The following is a 17,151-nucleotide window of genomic DNA, read 5'->3' as shown; positions in this document are numbered from 1 at the left end:
ACGCGAAGCGTGACTGAGAGGTTTAATCCATTACTTTACACTTTCGAGGAACCGCACGAAACCGGCGCGGCCAGCTTCATCCAGCTTGTAGACACCGGCATCTGCCAGCACCTGCGCGAACACCTGGCCTACCTCATCCTGCAGGATCAGGTGGACGCTGTCGCTGTTCAGCTCAGGATGGCGGGCCAGGATCTCCTGTGCCCATGCGGCGTGCTTCTGCAGGGCTTCGGGGTACTGCTCGGCAGGCACCCGGGCCACCAGCATATCTGCCAGATCGAACAACTCCTGCTTCAGGCGGCTGGGAAGGACTGCCAGACCCATGACCTCGATCAGGCCGATGTTCTCCTTTTTGATGTGATGGAGCTTTGCGTGGGGATGGTAGACCCCCAGCGGGTGCTCTGGGGTGGTGATGTTGTTGCGCAGGACCAGATCCAGCTGATATCTGCCATCCCGCACCCGGGCAATGGGGGTGATGGTGTTGTGGGGCTCGCCGTCCGTCTCGGCAAAGATGAAGCTTGCCTCATCGGTATAGCCGCGCCATGCGGTCAGGATCTTGTCGGCCAGCTCCACCAGACGCTCGTCATCCGCACAGGTCAGGCGGATGCAGCTCATGGGCCAGTGGACGATGCCGGCTTCCACATCCTCAAAGCCGGGGAACACCCAGCTCTTCTCGATGGGAGCCTTGGCCATGGCGAACTCATAGTGACCGCCCTGGAAGTGGTCGTGGCTCAGGATGCTGCCGCCCACAATGGGCAGGTCTGCATTGCTGCCCACGAAATAGTGGGGGAACAGGCCCACGAAGTCCAGCAGCTTGCGGAAGGTGGCCCGCTCGATCTTCATGGGGGTGTGCTGGCTGTTGAACACGATGCAGTGCTCGTTGTAGTAGACATAGGGGCTGTACTGCAGATTCCATGCGCTGCCGTTGATGGTCAGCGGGATGATGCGGTGGTTTTCGCGGGCGGGATGGTTCATCCGGCCTGCATAGCCCTCGTTCTCCACGCAGAGCTGGCACTTGGGGTAGGCGCTCTGGGGGGCCAGCTTGGCGGCGGCAATGGCCTTGGGGTCCTTTTCGGGCTTCGAGAGGTTGATGGTGATATCCAGATCGCCGTAGAGGGTCTTGGTGACCCACTTCACGTCCCGCTTGATGCGGTAGCGGCGGATGTAATCGGTATCCTGGCTGAATTCATAGAACCAGTCGGTGGCGGCCTGGGGACCCTCGCTTTCGTACCGCTCCTCAAAGTTGGCGCGGACAATAGAGGGGCGCGGGGTCAGCACGCCCATCAGCTTGGTGTCAAACAGGTCGCGGGCGGTGGAATTGTCCTCGCACACGCCCCGGGCCACGGCATCGTCCACCAGCGTTTTCAGGATGCTCTCGAGGTCGGTGTAGCAGACATCTCCCTCGGGCTCGGCAAAGCTGTCCAGCTGCATGGTCATCAGCAGCTGATTGCGGATATAGATCTCGTCATCGGGCAGGATGAGCCCGGTGTCCAGCCCATAGTTGACGAGCTGTTGAATGGCAGTAGAGATCACAGCACGGCACCTCCTTCCGGACGGATGGAGAGGATGTGGCACTTGCCTGCGCCCAGAATGGTCTCCATCTCAGCCTTGAAGGCATCTAGCTTCTCCAGCGGCACAAAGGCCTGCACGGTGCCGGCAAAGCCACCGCCGTGAACGCGGACAGCGCCCGCGCCGTTCAGAAAATGCTTTGCGGCGGCAATGGTCACAGCCACTTCCTGATGCTCCTTGTACCCGGCGGGGATGACGTTCTGCAGGTATTCCCAGCTGCTGGTGCCGGATTCGTTGACCAGCTGCAGGAAGGTCACAAAATCACCGGCGCGCAGGGCGTTTACCTGCCGGGCAACGCGCTGGTTGTCGGCGTAGATGTGGAAAGCCCGGAGCACAGCCCGGTCACCGCACTGTTTGCGGCATGCGGGCAGATTTGCAATAAAGGTCTCAAAGGGCACATCCCGCAGGACTTCGCCGCCGCAGACAGCGGCCACGGCGCGGCACTCGTTGGGGATGGCGGCGTACTCATCGGTCAGGTCGGCGTGGTCTGCACCGGAATCCAGGATGCAGAGGGCAAGGCCTGCCTGAGAGAAATCCACCTGCACCGGCTCCACATCGGGGTGGGCAGGATCGGCAAAGTCGATGGTGATAATGTTGCCCACGCTGGAGGCCATCTGATCCATCAGGCCGCAGGGCTTGCCAAAGTAGACGTTCTCTGCCCACTGGCCGATCTGCGCAATGGCGATGGGGGAGACCTTTTCGGCCATGAAGCGGTCGTTCAGGATGACACCGATCAGCACCTCAAAGGCGGCAGAGGACGAAACGCCGCTGCCCTTGGGCACGTTGGAGGAGATATATACGTCCAGGCCGGAGAGGGCAGCGCCATGCTCCTTGAAGGCCTCACACTCGCCCCGCAGCAGGGCCATGGTGGTGTTCTCTTCCTCCTTGCGGGCAGCAAGGTCGCCAAGGTCGATGACACAGAGGTCATAGCCCTCGCTCTGCACACGCAGCTGGTTCAGGCCGTTGGGGGCAGCAGCAGCGATCATGTCAATGTTCACGCTGCCGGCCAGCACCCGGCCATGCTGGTGGTCGGTGTGGTTGCCGCCGATCTCGGTGCGGCCCGGGGCGCTGTACAGTCCGGCCTCGGTGTGGGCACCAAAGGTAGCTTCCAGCCCGTCCAGCACTGCCGCATAGCGTGCGGCGTGGGCAGCGGTCTGCTCCGGCGAACAGCAGTAGAGGGAGGCCAGCCGGGCGGTATGGGTGCCGCCCGCCAGCTCCTGCTTCCAGACAGAAATAGGCTTCATCATGGCGCGTTCCTCCTCGTATAGGTGAATGATTCTTCAAAGGGCCAGGGCCCGTTCTTCTGATTCTATAATATCGGTTCTGTCGAGAAAAGACCATGTATTATTGTTGCATCTGGATGAAAGGTCAACGCAGTTCCGGCAGTCAGCTCCGGGGCGCGAAATCGCCGCCGGTGAGCCCGTCGAGGTTCAGCATCCCTTCCAGCGCGGCAATGTCGGTGGAAACATCCAGCGCATCGGAGGCAAACAGCTTGTCCAGCTGGTTTTCAAAGGCGGTGATGAGCAGATCCATGCTCCGCTCAATGCTCTGCTTTGCCTCAGTGATGTTGGTGCCCTGCACATCCTGTGCCGAAAGCTGGGCGTAGGTGTTCAGCAGCTTCAGCGCGGTGGGCAGGTAGTAATCCATAAATTTCTGCAGCTGGGCTTTTTTGTCCGGGTCCTTTTTTGCCAGTGCGAAGATGCGGGCGCTGACATCCTCCAGCCGGGAGATCTTGGCCGTCATCACCAGGTCGGGGATGGCATCGTTGGCCTGCCGGAGCTGGCGCTGCAGGGCGGCATACTGATCCTCGGGAGCCGGTGCGGGTGCGGGCTCGGCGGGTCTGGGCGGCTGGGGCGCAGCGCCCCGCACCACCAGCGTGCCGGTGCGGTTGTCGATATAGGCATCGGCCCCGAAATAGCCGTGGTCGATGGCGCGCTCCACGGCGGCGCGGCCCCTGTCGGCATCAATGCCCGCGGCTGCAAAGAGTTCGTCCAGCGGGATATTATCCCGGGTCCCAACGATCTTGTCCAGCTGGCGCTCCAGATGGCGGGCCTGTTTCATCCGCAGGACCATAGCCAGCGCAGCGCCGCCGCCAATGGTCTGGGCCAGCGCGGTCAGAAACTCGCCCCAGTCGAACCAGTAGCCCCACATGTCAATGATATCGGCAAGGCCTGCAAGGCCCACCCCCAGAAAGATGCCGCCGAACACTGTGCAGAGGCTGGTCAGGGTCTTGTGCCACTTTTTGGCGTTCTGCTGCTCGGCAGTGGGCACATCGTGGCCGTAGACCGGCTCAGTGTCCCGGGCCGGCTGACCGGCACCGGTGTCCTGGGGGCGGAAATCGCTGGAATATTCCGCGTTCTCCTGCTCCTTTTTTTCGGCATCCCGGTCAATGGCACGCAGGATGAAGAACAGGATGCCCAGCCACGGCGACATGGCGAACAACACCAGTAACGCGATGGTTGGGATGTGGGCAAGAAAATGTTTGCTGCGTCTGGGCTCCATGGGGCAGAATCCTCCTAAAACAAAAAAGCCGTGTTCCACTTTATTATAGCGGAGCACGGCCCTTTTGTTAAGGGGGTAATTTATTTGTGGGAAAGGAAATTACTTCATCAGGCTGCAAACGGCCTCGGCGTAAGCGGCGGGATCATCCACGGGCAGGCCCTCGATCAGCTGTGCCTGTGCATAGAGCAGGCTGCTGTATTTCTTGACCTTGTCGGTATCACCGGCCTCCTGTGCGGCCTTCAGCACGGCGAACACGGGGTGGCTGATGTTCAGTTCCAGCACCTTGTCGCTCTTCACGCCCTCGCTGCCGGGCTGCTTGGAGAGCACCTTCTCCATCTCGATGGACAGGGGGCCGTCGGCGCTCAGGCAGACAGGGTGATCCTTCAGGCGGGTGGAGACCTTGACCTCCTTGACCTTGCCGTCCAGAGCGTCCTTCATGGCATCGAACAGGGGCTTGTTCTCGGCGGTGGCATCTTCAGCGGCCTTTTTCTCGTCCTCGGTCTCAAGGCCCAGATCGCCGCTGTTGACGTTCTTGAACTCCACGGTGCCGTCCTTGCCCTCGGCATCCTTGCGGGGGTAGCTGCGCATGATCTGCAGGCAGAACTCATCCACGTCCTCGGTCAGCAGCAGGACATCATAGCCCTTGTCCAGAACCAGCTCGGCGGCGGGGAGCTTGGCCAGACGGTCAGTGGAGTCACCGGCGGCAAAGTAGATGAACTTCTGCTCGGCAGGCATCTTGTCCACATACTCCTGCAGGGTGACCATCTTCTGCTCCTTGGCAGACCAGAACAGCAGCAGGTCGCGCAGCAGCTCAGCGTGCATCCCGTAATCAGAGTAAGCGCCGAACTTGATCTGGCGGCCGAACTCCTTCCAGAATGCCTCGTACTTTTCGCGGTCGTTGACCAGCATGGAGTGCAGCTCGTTCTTGATCTTCTTTTCCAGTGCATTGTGGATCAGCTTGAGCTGGTTGTCCTTCTGCAGCATCTCGCGGCTGATGTTCAGGCTCAGATCCTGGCTGTCCACAATGCCCTTGACGAAGCTGAAGTAATCGGGCAGCAGGTCTGCGCACTTTTCCATAATGAGCACGCCGGATGCGTACAGAGCCAGACCCTTCTCATACTCCTTGGTGTAGAAATCATAGGGGCGGTGGCTGGGCACGAACAGCAGGGCGTTGTAGTTGGCGGTGCCCTCGGTGCGGCTCACGATGACGCGGGCGGGGTCAGAATAATCGTTGAATTTATCCTTGTAGAAGCTGGCGTATTCCTCATCGGTGACCTCGCTCTTCTGCTTCTTCCAGATGGGCACCATGCTGTTCAGGGTTTCAAGTTCGGTGTAGGTCTCCCACTCCGGCTTGTAGTCCTCGGGCTTGGGATCGGGTTCGGGTTTCTGGCGGCTCTTCTCCCGCTCCATCTGGATGGGATAGCGCACATAGTCGCTGTACTTTTTGACGATGGCCACGATGCCGTATTCATCGAGGAAGTTCTCGTAATTGTCGGTATCGGTGCTGTCCTTGATGTGCAGGATGATGTCGGTACCGGCGGTTTCCTTCTCAGCGGGGGTCAGCTCGTAGCCGTCAGCACCGCTGGACTCCCACTGCCAAGCCTCATCCGCACCGTATGCCTTGGAGATGACGGTGACCTTGTCGGCGACCATGAAGGCGGAGTAGAAGCCCACGCCGAACTGACCGATGATGTCGATGTTCTCGTCCTTATTGTCCTTCTTGAAGTCCAGAGAACCGGAGTGGGCGATGGTGCCCAGGTTCTGCTCCAGCTCTTCTTTGGTCATGCCGATGCCGTTATCGGAGACAGTCAGCAGGCGATTGTCCTTATCGCGGGTGAGCAGGATGCGGAAATCGCCCTTGTTCATGCCCACGGAGGGATCGGTCAGGCTCTTATAATAAAGTTTGTCGATGGCATCCGAAGCGTTGGAGATCAGCTCACGGAGGAAGATCTCCTTGTTGGTGTAGATGGAGTTGATCATCATGTCCATCAGCTTTTTGCTTTCAGCCTGAAATTCTTTCTTCGCCATAATACAAAACCTCTTTTGTACAGTATTCAGATCCGGCCCCTTGCAAAAGGAGCGGCAATGCAAAAGAAGCAGCCGATGCTGCATCTTCTTAGCACTCATATCTTTCGAGTGCTAATATACACCGATGCGGGTCAAAAATCAAGGGGTTTCATAAAAAGTTCAGAAATGAACTGGAACAAAATGCCTTTTGTGCGTTGCTACAAAAAATTCATAAAGAAATAGTTGACCTTTCACAATTTTTAGCGTATACTGGTCAGCGGAAACAAACGAGGAAAGAGGAATATGTTATGGCAATGAAGCCGGAGATCTCCGTGAAGAACCTGCTGATGCAGGCATTCCTGACGGGCTGGGAACGCTCGGACAAGAGCATTTCGCAGGATGAATACTTACAGAGCGCCATTCAGGTCATCGAGGTGCTGCAGGTGGAACCTGAAAATGTCTACGCCGAGGAAGGCCTGGGCCTGACCGACGGCGACGAGGTGGACCATCTGGACGACCTGCTGCGGGCGGACGGCCAGTGGCTGTATTACGGCGTGGAGGAGGAAAACTTCTTCCTCATCCAGTGGTACCCGGACAAGGCTTCTGCCGAGGCCAAGCTGGCCGAGCTGGAAGCACTGGGCGACGGCAAGCAGTATCTGGTGGACCTGAGCCTGACCCGCGAAACTCCTTCGGCCGCTGAGAACTTTGGCAGCTCCAACCCGGTTCAGCTGCGGAGCTGAGCTGAGCGTTTCTGACAAAAAGAAAGGGAATTTTCCATGCAGCTTTCACAAACGGAACGGGAGCGCCTGTCCGCTATTCTGGAACAGTACGACCATCACCCCAAGGTGCAGGAAATGCGTGAGTTTATCCAGCACGGTGATGTGACCACCTACCAGCACTGCAAGAATGTGGTCGTGGTCAGCTGCTGGATCAACCACCGCTTCCATCTGGGAGCCGATGAGACCACGCTGGCCGTGGGGGCTTTCCTCCACGATTTCTATCTCTATGACTGGCACAAGCAGGGCTCTTTCCACGGCCTGCGGCATCTGTTTGAGATGCACGGCTTTTCCCACCCGGGGTCTGCCTGTGTGAACGCACAGCGGGTGTTCGGCATTACCAAAAAGGAGCAGAACATCATTGCCAGCCACATGTGGCCCCTGACCTTCCGCCATATCCCGACCTGCCGGGAGGCGGTCATCGTCTGTCTGGCGGATAAATACTGCGCCATTGTGGAGAGCATGTTCCGCCGCACAAGGGTGGGCGCTGACGAAGAAGAGTGGTAAAGAAGCCGCCGCACTGTTCACATGAAAGAACGCAAAAGACCAGAGTTGTAACGCCTTTTGGCGAAACAACTCTGGTCTTTTTTGCTGGGGCTTGTGCAACAGCCTCTTTGAAAAAGTGATCTTATTCTGCTCTCAGAGCCTTGACAGGGTCAGAGCGGGAAGCGGTTTTGGCGGGGATGAAGCCGCCCAGAATGGTCAGCACAGTTGCCAATGCAACCAGCACCACAGCGGCCTTCCAGGGCAGAACGGCCACTACGCTGGTGCCGACGGCGATCTTCTGGATGAGCATGTTGCCCGGAATGAGCAGCAGTCTGCTGAGGCCGATGCCCATGAGGCCCGAGCACAGGCCGATGATGAAGGTCTCGGCGTTGAACACCTCGGAGATGTTCCGCTTGGAAGCACCGATGGCACGCAGGATGCCGATCTCCTTGCGGCGCTCCAGCACGCTGATATAGGTGATGATGCCGATCATAATGGAGGAGACCACCAGCGAGATGGAGACAAAGGCCACCAGCATGTTGGAGATCATGTTGATGATCCTGGTCACGGAGGTCATCAGGGTGCCCACTACATCGGTGTACTGGATCACCTTGTCTTCCGCGCCCTGCTCACGCATGGCGGCATTGTAGCTGTCCAGCACATTGAGGACCTTCGCCTTTTGCTCGAAGTCCAGCGGATAGATGTTGATCTGGCTGGGGTCGTCCTCGCTGGCATAACCAAAGGTCTGCAGGTTGCTTTCATAGGTGGCGCTGGTGGACATCATTTTCGACTTCATCAGCTCCGCCAGATCGTCCTCGGTCATGTTGAACCGGATGGCATTCCGGAACGCATCTGCGTCGATCTTCAGCGCACTTTCCATCTGGCTGCCCAGAGAGGAGAAGCGCTCGGTCATCTGGCTCTGCAGGTTCGTGCTGATCTGGCCCATGGCCTGCTCCATGGCAGTGCCCAGCTGGGTCTGTAATTCGGCGGCGATCTGTTCTGAGAAGTTTGACATCACGCTGCCCATGACCTGCTGCATGGCGGCAGTAAACTGCTCCTGCAGGGCAGCGGTATCGATGAGGCTGCCCATGGAATCCTTCATCAGCTGCTGGAACTGGTCACTGGCAAGATACTGGTCAAAACCGATCTTGTCCAGCCCCAGAATGCCGTTGCCGATGATGTAATCCTTGTAGCCGGTCATCACCTTCTGGGCCAGCTGCTGCATTTTGTCGGCGGGGATGGAAATGTCCATGTTGGCGAACACGTCCGTCAGGGCGCTCATGTCGATGCCGGGCGTTTCGGCCAGATCAAATTGGAAGCTGTCCGGGTCAATGAGGGAGGAAAAATCTACGGAACCGTCACTCAGGTCGAACGCGCCGCTCAGGTCAAGATCCAGCTTTCCGGGGTCGAACTGGAAGGCGCTCTCGAGCTGGTCGGTGTCAATGGAGAAGAGGGAAGCCATGTCCACGGCAGTGGTCTGCTCGGCTCCAAAGGGCTCACCGTTCAGCACATTGGTCTGCGGGTCGGCGAGCTGGTCCTGCACCAGCCTGCTCTGGGCGGCGGTGTCCATGACGTGCCGGGTCAGGGAGGCGGGATAGGCGATGCCGGAGGACAGCATGGCGGCGGAGGCGTTCTCCCTGGGCTGCACCACGCCCACGATGGTCATGGTCTCGCTGTTGGCCACAAGCTCCTGCAGGAAGGCCTTGTCGTCCGATTTATCCACCCAGGTGCTGTGGGCATCATCGTACTGGTAGCGGTCGGCCGCGTTGACCAGCTTGAAGGTGCGGCCCAGAAAATCGCTGTACCGGTAGGTCTTGAAATCTTCGGGCACATCCACATTCTGGTTCTGGGCGAACTGCTGGATCATCTTGTCCAGCTCGGCGTTGTCCCGCAGGCCCAGCGCGTAGAGGGCATAATCGGTGATGGAACCATCCGCACCCAGCACGGCAACGCACTCATTGTAGTTTTCGGGCCAGCGGCCTGCCTTGACCTCGTACTGGGAATGATACAGGGCATCGCTGGCGGGCAGCTGGTAGAACACGCTGGTGTTCATCATGCTGGCCATCATGTTGTTGGTCGAGCTGGTGGAGCTGATGCCCAGAGCGGAAAGGGAGGAATCTGGGTTCACCTGCCGGATGCTGCCGTCCGGGTCCTGGCGGTAGATCTGAGGCTGGACATTATAGGAATACTCCACCGAGGAAACGCTCTCCCCGATGCTGCAGGCATCGCTCTCGAGGTAGGCTTTCAGGCTCTTCAGGTCGTTGGAGGTGATGCCGGAAACCATCTGGGTCACGAGCTGGCGCACCGGCACCATCCCTTCGCCGAGGTCGGGGGCGGCGGGCTGGCCGGGCAGGTCGGCGGACAGCAGGCTGGTCAGATCCATGCCGCTGCGCAGGATCTGCACCGGGTACTCGGAAAGGGTGTCCCGCTCCATATCAGCGATATACTGGTTGACACCGGTGGACAGGGAGATGATCAGCGCAATGCCGATGATGCCGATAGAGCCGGCAAAGGCCGTGAGCAGGGTGCGGGTCTTTTTGGTCCAGAGGTTGTTGAAGCTCAGGGTCAGCGAGGTCCACCACGACATGGAGGAGTGGCCCATGTTCTTGTGAACGGCAGGGGCAAGCTGAGCGGTGTCAGGTTTGTAGGGGGCGGTGTCGGAGCGGATGACACCATCCTTCAGGTTCACGATGCGGGTGGCGTACTGTTGGGCCAGCTCCGGGTTGTGGGTGACCATGACCACCAGCCGGTCCTTTGCCACCTCCTTGAGCAGCTCCATGACCTGGATGCTGGTCTCGCTGTCCAGCGCGCCGGTGGGTTCGTCCGCCAGCAGGATGTCCGGGTTGTTGACCAGCGCACGGGCAATGGCAACGCGCTGCATCTGGCCGCCGGACATCTCGCTGGGGTGCTTGTGCAGCTGATTGCCCAGCCCCACCTTCTGCAGCGCCTCGGTGGCGCGGCGCTTGCGCTCTGCGCCCGAGATGCCGGAAATGGTCAGGGCCAGCTCCACGTTGGCCAGAACAGTCTGATGGGGGATCAGGTTGTAGCTCTGGAACACAAAGCCGATGGTGTGGTTGCGGTAGGAGTCCCAATCGCGGTCGGTGTACTTTTTGGTGGAGATCCCGTTGATGACAAGGTCACCGCTGTCGTACCGATCCAGGCCGCCGATGATGTTCAGCAGGGTGGTCTTACCGGAGCCGGAGGGGCCCAGGATGGCGACGAATTCGCTGTCGCGCAGGTTCAGGCTGACATCATTCAGTGCGGTCTGTACAAGGTCACCGGTTTTGTATTCCTTGCGGATCTTTTTCAGTTGTAGCATAGGCAGGCCTTTCTTATGCGTGCCCGGCGGCGTGTGGGAAATGCCGGACAAAAAACAAAATAACGTAGATATGGTATCAGATGAATGTGAACAAACCGTTGCTTTTCTGGAAAGATGGTGTTATGCTGAAGAAGGTGAAAGAAACAAAAATCGACACTTTATGACGTAAATTGCCAGAAATCAAGACGCAAAAAACATCTATTCCTGCACGGTTCGACGCATAGTGACGTTTTTTCGGGGATTGAATCTTTCCGCAGGGCCTTATAAAATAGTATCGTACAGTACGCACGGAAGAAAAGTGCGGCAAATTTAAGGCAAAGGGGAAGGTTGGATTGACGGAACGACTCGTTTCAAAGCTGCATGTCGCGCTTTTGAGCTACGACGAGCGGGAGATCCGCGTCCGGAAGAATTATCTGGAGGAGCAGAATCCTGCGATCTGCTGTGTCTGTTTCCACAGCGGCGAGGAGCTGCTGCGGGAGCTGCGCCAGCAGCGCAGTGTGGATATCGTGGTGCTTTCGAGCCAGCTGGAGGATATGGATGGGTATGAGTTCCTCAAGCGGCTCAACAGCCTGCATAACCGCCCGCTGCTGCTGTTGCAGGGGGATGACTGGTACAGCGATGCCACGGCATCGTTCCTGCGGCCGGACGGCAGGCAGTACCTGCCGGAGCGCAGCAGCCTGCTGGATCTGCTGCTGGATCTGCGCAGCTCCACGGACATCGGCATCTTCTGGGTGCTGCCGTTCTGCAAGCAGCTTTATGCGGAGTGGGGCATCCAGCAGCCGGATGTGAACTGTGAATATCTGACCACCGCGCTGCAGGTCGTATGCGGCACGGAGCGGAAGCTGGCCGTGCGCAAGGAGATCCTGCAGACTGTGGCCGAGGAACACCACACCACGGTGGCCGCTGTGGACTGCGGGATGCGCCGCCTGATCGACGGGGTGGAAAAATACAACACCGAAGCCTGGCAGAAATTCAAGCAGGATTACGGCCTGATGGGGCATAGCGTTACCCTGGGCAAGCTGATCTATGCGGGCCGCCAGAAATTGATCGACAGCGGAACGCAGGGACGGAAGGCCGGACGATGAGAAAAAAGAGAGAGAACGGAATGGCAAAAGAGAGCGGGATGGGGGATTTCCCCCGCAAACAATTTGAGAGCGTGCTGCTGCACTCCCTGCGCATCATGGACCAGAACCGGGAATACCTGCAGATGCATCTGGCCCGGACCGGAGACGAAAGGACCCGGCAGGCGCTGGAGGATATGGGGCAGGAGAGCATCCGCCTGGAGCGCACCCTGCGGGAGATGATGGGCCTGCTGGAAGTGGAGATGAACGACAAGCCGCCCATGAAGCCGGTAGACCTGTGCTGGATCCTGATGGAGGCCGCCCAGATAGCCCCGGAGATCGAGAAGCAGCTGGGCATCCGACTGATCGTGGATCACAGCCCGTTCCGGCGCTGCTATGTCAAGGCGGATGCTCAGGAGGCCGAGCAGCTGCTGTTTCATCTGCTTTCCAACGCCCTGCGGGCCGTAAGCCCCGGCGGGCAGATCAAGATCCGGCTCACCCGGGACGACGAGGATCTGTACTTGATCGTGGAGGACGATGGCTGCGGCCTGCCCACCGGTGAAAACTGGATGGAGAACCGCCGCCGCTTCCTGGGCGGTGTGCAGGCAGGGCTGCTGCTCTGCCGCCGCTACTGCGCCCACATGGGGTGGGTGCTTTCCCTCACGCCGCGCGGTGCCGGAAGCGGCACCCGGGCGGAGGTGCGCATCCCGCTGGCCGGAACGATGTTTCCCATTGAGGGCAGCGTGGAACTGCACACCATCCATCCGGCGCTCACCACTGCCGACGGCCTGCGCTGGCAGATCCTGCGGGAGCTTGCCCTGCTGTCCGATAAAATGGAATGATATGATATTCAGCGCCCTGCTCCGGGCTTTTCCGGGGCAGGGCGTTTTTGTGTAAAAATCACTCTGAGTAAAGAATCTTAACCGGAATGTAGAAAAACAGGGGGGCTGTATTCGTGAATTTAACAAAATGTTTAACTTTTTGAGCGGAAAATACTATTTTTTGCGTGTAAAATATGGTGACTGGATTGATTGTATCCCGGTTTTTGAGTATAATACAACTGTATTTTTATATTGTTCCTCAGGAGGAAAAGCAAGTGAGAGTAGGTCTTGACATCGGAAGCACCACCATCAAGTGCGCGGTGCTGGACGAACATGATGCGCTGATTTATTCAACATACGAGCGTCATTACAGCCATATTCTGGAAAAGGCGCAGGAGTTGCTGCGCCGCATTGATGCAGAGCACCTGCACGGAAACAAGGCTCTGCTGAGCATCTCCGGTTCTGCTGGTATGGGTCTGGCCGACAGCTGCGGTGTGCCCTTTGTGCAGGAGGTGTTCTCCACCCGTGTGGCAGTCAAGCGGTTTGTGCCCGCCACCGACTGTGTGATCGAGCTGGGCGGCGAGGACGCAAAGATCCTGTTCCTGACCAACGGCACCGAGGTCCGCATGAACGGCAGCTGTGCCGGCGGCACCGGTGCCTTTATTGACCAGATGGCCACCCTGCTGAAGATGAGTGCCGACGAGATGAACAAGGCCGCGGAAAAGGCCGAGCGCACCTATACCATCGCGTCCCGCTGCGGCGTGTTTGCCAAAAGTGACGTGCAGCCCCTCATCAATCAAGGCGCGCGCACGGAGGATATCGCCGCCAGCATCTACAAGGCGGTGGTCAACCAGACCATTGCCGGTCTGGCACAGGGCCGCCCCATCAAGGGCAATATCCTGTATCTGGGCGGGCCGCTGACCTTCAGCAGCGTGCTGCGCAAGAGCTTTGATGAGGCGCTGGGGGTCACCGGCACCTGCCCCGAGAACAGCCTGCTCTATGTGGCGCTGGGTGCCGCCCTCTATGCGGATAAGGAGTTCGAACTCTCCGCAGTGGCCGACGCGCTGGACCAGTACGCCGCCACCGCTACTTATGCCAGTGAGCCTCCGCTCTTTGCCAACAAGCAGGAGTACGAGGAATTCCATGCCCGGCACATGTCCCACAGCGTGCCTCATGTGCCTTTCAGCGCCCAGTGTGGCCCGGTGCATATCGGCATCGACTCCGGCTCCACCACCGTCAAGCTGGTGGTGGTGGACGAGAAGAGCCAGATCCTGTACACCAATTACCAGCCCAACCTTGGCAATCCGCTGCCCCTGATCCGGGAACAGCTGATCAAGATCTACCGGGAACACCCCGGCCTGCATGTGGCCAGCGTGACCACCACCGGCTACGGTGAGGAGCTGGTCAAGAACGCCTTCCGCTGTGATTATGGTCTGGTGGAAACGGTGGCTCATTTTACCGCCGCCAAATACTTTATGCCCGATGTAGATTTCATCATCGATATCGGCGGTCAGGACATGAAGTGCTTCAAGATCGAGGATGGTGCCATCAGCAACATCTTCCTGAACGAGGCCTGCTCCTCCGGCTGCGGCAGCTTTTTGCAGACCTTTGCTCAGGCATTGGGCTATGATGTCAAGAAGTTCGCCGCTCTCGGCCTGTTCGCAGACCGCCCCGTGGATCTGGGCAGCCGCTGCACCGTGTTTATGAACAGCTCGGTCAAGCAGGCCCAGAAGGACGGCGCTTCCATCGAGAACATTTCCGCCGGTCTGTCCATCAGTGTGGTCAAGAACGCGCTGTATAAGGTTATCCGCGCATCCAGCCCTGAGGAGCTGGGCCGCAGGATCGTGGTGCAGGGCGGTACTTTCTACAATGAAGCTGTTCTCCGCGCCTTTGAAAAAGAGATGGGCGTGGAGGTCATCCGCCCCGACATCGCGGGCCTGATGGGTGCCTACGGTGCGGCCCTGTTCGGCCTGCGCCAGAGCCATAAGAACCATCAGAAAACTTCCAGGATGATGAATCTGGCCGAGCTGGAAGCCTTCGACCAGAAGGTGGTCAGTGTCAAGTGCGGCGGCTGTGGCAACCACTGCCAGCTCACCATCAACACCTTTGCCGATGGCCGCAAGTTCATCTCCGGCAACCGCTGCGATAAGCCCGTGACCGGTAAGAGCGAGGACGACAGCCTGAATCTGTACGCCTACAAGCAGCAGCTGCTGGCCGGTTACAAGCCTGTGCCCGGCAAGCGCGGTTCCATTGGCATTCCGCTCTGCCTGAATATGTACGAGCTGCTGCCCTTCTGGTACACCTTCTGGACCAGGCTGGGCTTTACCGTGCACACCAGCCCGGTGTCCAGCCGGGGACTGTATCTGGCCGGTCAGGCCACCATCCCCAGCGATACCGCCTGCTTCCCGGCCAAGCTGAGCCACGGCCACATCAAGGCCCTGAGCCAGATGCACCTGGATGCCATCTTCTACCCCTGCCTGACCTACAACTTTGACGAAGGACTGGGCGACAACCACTATAACTGCCCTGTGGTGGCCTATTACCCTGAAGTTCTGGCAGGCAACTGCCCCGAGCTGGAGGGCCAGAAGTTTATCTATGACTATGTGGGCATCCACCGCCCCAAGGACTTTGTCCGCAAGATGGCAAAGGAAGTACTGCCCAAATACTTCGGCGGCATTTCCGAAAAGGAAGTGCAGGCCGCTGCCGATGCTGCCTACGCCGAGCACGAGGCCCACATGGCCCAGATCCGGGTCAAGGGCAGCGAGATCATTGATGAGGCACGCCGTCAGGGCAAGCGCATCATCGTGCTGGCTGGCCGCCCCTACCACGTTGACCCTGAGATCAACCATGGCATCGACCACCTCATCACCCGCCACGGCGCGGCTGTTGTCACCGAGGACAGCATCTCCAACCGGGTGGAAAAGTTCCCCACCAGTGTGCTGAACCAGTGGACCTATCACAGCCGCCTGTATGCGGCGGCCAAGTACTGCACCACCCAGAAGGATATGGATCTGGTGCAGCTGGTCTCCTTTGGCTGCGGCGTGGATGCCATTACCACCGATGAGACCCGCGAGATCCTGCAGGCAGGCAGCAAGCTCTACACTCAGCTCAAGATCGATGAGATCACCAATCTGGGTGCGGTCAACATCCGTCTGCGCAGCCTGTTCGCCGCTCTGGAGGAGCGCGACGAGGCGGCAGAGGAAAAGGCCGCCCCCAAGGCAGAAGCCTGATACATAGGAGGAACCTATGGAATACAATTATCCTAAATTTACCCCGGAGATGAAGCAGACCCACACCATCCTCATCCCCAACATGGCCATTACCCAGTTCCGGCTGCTGGAATACGCCCTGCGCTACGACGGCTACAAGTGCGAGATCCTGGGCAACTGCGGCAGCGCCGTGGCACAGCTGGGCCTGAAATACGTCCACAACGACACCTGCTATCCGGCCCTGCTGGTCATCGGCCAGTTTCTGGATGCCCTGAACAGCGGCAAGTATGACCTGGATCATACGGCCCTGCTCATCACCCAGACCGGCGGCGGCTGCCGTGCTTCTAACTACATCCACCTGCTCCGCAAGGCTCTGGTCAAGGCGGGCTATCCCCAGATCCCCGTTGCCAGCCTGAACTTCTCCGGTCTGGAAAAAGACAGCGGCTTCCAGATGACCCTGCCGCTGGCCCGCCGCGCGCTGGCCTGCATTTTCTACGGCGATATGCTCTGTGCCCTGCGCAATCAGGTGGCCCCCTACGAGAACGAAAAGGGTGCCGCTGACCGGATGGTCGATCTGTGGGTCGAGCGTCTGGGCCGCGTTCTGCTGGCCGGCAAGGGCTTTACTGCCCGGGAAATGAAGCACACCTTCCCGCTCATTGCAAAAGATTTTGCGGCCATCCCCGTGACCCGGGTGCCCAAGGTCAAGGTGGGCGTAGTCGGCGAGATCTACGTCAAATACAGCCCCCTGGGCAACAACGACCTGCAGAAGTTCCTGGAGAGCCAGGACTGTGAGGTGAACTTCCCGGGCCTGATGGGCTTTGTGCAGTACTGCATCTTCAATATGGGCGAGGATCATGTCCTCTACGGCGGCAAGCTGGCCGTCAAGATGGGCACGGATCAATTGCTCAACTGGCTGGACAGCGTGGAGCGTGCCATGCTCAAGGCCACAGCCGATGCCGGGTTCTATGCCCCCGGGCCCTTCAAGGAGCTGGTGGAAAAGCCCCACGGCATCATTTCGCTGGGGGCCAAGATGGGCGAGGGCTGGCTGCTGACCGCCGAGATGATCGAGCTGGTGCAGGGCGGCTACGGCAACATCGTCTGTGCCCAGCCCTTCGGCTGCCTGCCCAACCATATCGTGGGCAAGGGCATGGTGAACAAGATCCGTGCCCTGTATCCCAGCGCCAATATCACCCCCATTGATTATGACCCCAGCGCCACCCGGGTCAACCAGGAAAACCGCATCAAGCTGATGCTGGCAGTCGCTAAGGAGCGCCTGAACGCCCCGGCGCAGGCCGCCCCCTTGACGGCAGAAGAAATCGCCGGTGGGGCTCCCCGGGTCGAGACCACGGTATAATTCTTTCTAAACAGCAACACTCCCCTTCGGGCAGGACCGTGCGGCACACG

General features: G+C 59.0%; 11 protein-coding genes. 6 read left to right on the top strand and 5 right to left on the bottom strand.

Translation table 11 applies throughout. The annotated features are described in order from the left end of the window. Window positions 1–30: 30 nt before the first annotated feature. The 4 genes from galT to htpG all read right to left on the bottom strand — a co-directional run bounded on the left by galT (window position 31) and on the right by htpG (window position 6,096). Window positions 31–1,530 (bottom strand): UDP-glucose--hexose-1-phosphate uridylyltransferase, encoded by a 1,500-nt coding sequence (gene galT / locus P0G09_RS04250; RefSeq protein ID WP_275252024.1) that lies wholly within the window; start codon window positions 1,528–1,530, stop codon window positions 31–33. Then, window positions 1,527–2,813, bottom strand: a complete 1,287-nt coding sequence (locus P0G09_RS04245; RefSeq protein ID WP_275252023.1) for a galactokinase family protein — start codon at window positions 2,811–2,813, stop codon at window positions 1,527–1,529. Before P0G09_RS04245 ends, galT begins: the two co-directional genes overlap by 4 nt. A 139-nt stretch (window positions 2,814–2,952) precedes the next feature. Continuing rightward, a complete protein-coding gene (locus tag P0G09_RS04240) occupies window positions 2,953–4,068 on the bottom strand; it encodes a 5-bromo-4-chloroindolyl phosphate hydrolysis family protein (RefSeq protein ID WP_275252022.1) in 1,116 nt (371 codons plus the stop codon). Between the two features lie 99 nt (window positions 4,069–4,167). Beyond that, on the bottom strand, window positions 4,168–6,096 hold the full coding sequence (gene htpG, locus P0G09_RS04235; RefSeq protein WP_275252021.1) for a molecular chaperone HtpG: 1,929 nt from the start codon (window positions 6,094–6,096) through the stop codon (window positions 4,168–4,170). A 287-nt stretch (window positions 6,097–6,383) separates the two neighbouring features. On the opposite strand from htpG, the gene P0G09_RS04230 reads away from it, so the two are divergent. Together P0G09_RS04230 and P0G09_RS04225 are read left to right on the top strand one after the other, a co-directional pair. After that, window positions 6,384–6,815, top strand: a complete 432-nt coding sequence (locus P0G09_RS04230; protein ID WP_243135931.1) for a hypothetical protein — start codon at window positions 6,384–6,386, stop codon at window positions 6,813–6,815. 36 nt (window positions 6,816–6,851) lie between these two features. Continuing rightward, window positions 6,852–7,358: an HD domain-containing protein gene (locus P0G09_RS04225; RefSeq protein WP_156064250.1), complete on the top strand. Its 507-nt coding sequence runs from the start codon at window positions 6,852–6,854 to the stop codon at window positions 7,356–7,358. A gap of 121 nt (window positions 7,359–7,479) precedes the next feature. Here the strand turns inward: P0G09_RS04225 and P0G09_RS04220 are convergent, their stop codons facing one another. Further along, window positions 7,480–10,656 (bottom strand): ABC transporter ATP-binding protein/permease, encoded by a 3,177-nt coding sequence (locus P0G09_RS04220; RefSeq protein WP_275252020.1) that lies wholly within the window; start codon window positions 10,654–10,656, stop codon window positions 7,480–7,482. A 332-nt stretch (window positions 10,657–10,988) separates the two neighbouring features. Between P0G09_RS04220 and P0G09_RS04215 the strand changes: the two genes are divergently transcribed. The 4 genes from P0G09_RS04215 (at window position 10,989) to P0G09_RS04200 (ending at window position 17,101) form a co-directional block, all read left to right on the top strand. Further along, window positions 10,989–11,741 carry a response regulator gene (locus tag P0G09_RS04215; protein ID WP_005930473.1) on the top strand — a complete coding sequence of 251 codons (753 nt, stop codon included), beginning with the start codon at window positions 10,989–10,991 and terminating at the stop codon, window positions 11,739–11,741. Between the two features lie 20 nt (window positions 11,742–11,761). Further along, complete coding sequence (locus tag P0G09_RS04210; protein ID WP_275252019.1) at window positions 11,762–12,559, top strand: HAMP domain-containing sensor histidine kinase; 798 nt, start codon at window positions 11,762–11,764, stop codon at window positions 12,557–12,559. A gap of 254 nt (window positions 12,560–12,813) precedes the next feature. Beyond that, window positions 12,814–15,768 (top strand): acyl-CoA dehydratase activase, encoded by a 2,955-nt coding sequence (locus P0G09_RS04205; protein ID WP_275252018.1) that lies wholly within the window; start codon window positions 12,814–12,816, stop codon window positions 15,766–15,768. 16 nt (window positions 15,769–15,784) lie between these two features. After that, on the top strand, window positions 15,785–17,101 hold the full coding sequence (locus P0G09_RS04200; RefSeq protein WP_005930465.1) for a 2-hydroxyacyl-CoA dehydratase: 1,317 nt from the start codon (window positions 15,785–15,787) through the stop codon (window positions 17,099–17,101). The last annotated feature ends 50 nt before the right edge of the window (window positions 17,102–17,151 follow it).

Origin of the sequence: Faecalibacterium sp. DFI.5.82, from assembly GCF_029076575.1 — a bacterium.
Taxonomy (GTDB): domain Bacteria; phylum Bacillota; class Clostridia; order Oscillospirales; family Ruminococcaceae; genus Faecalibacterium; species Faecalibacterium duncaniae.
Note: the sequence above shows the minus strand (reverse complement) of the source record. Positions and strands in the feature narration are given on the sequence as shown.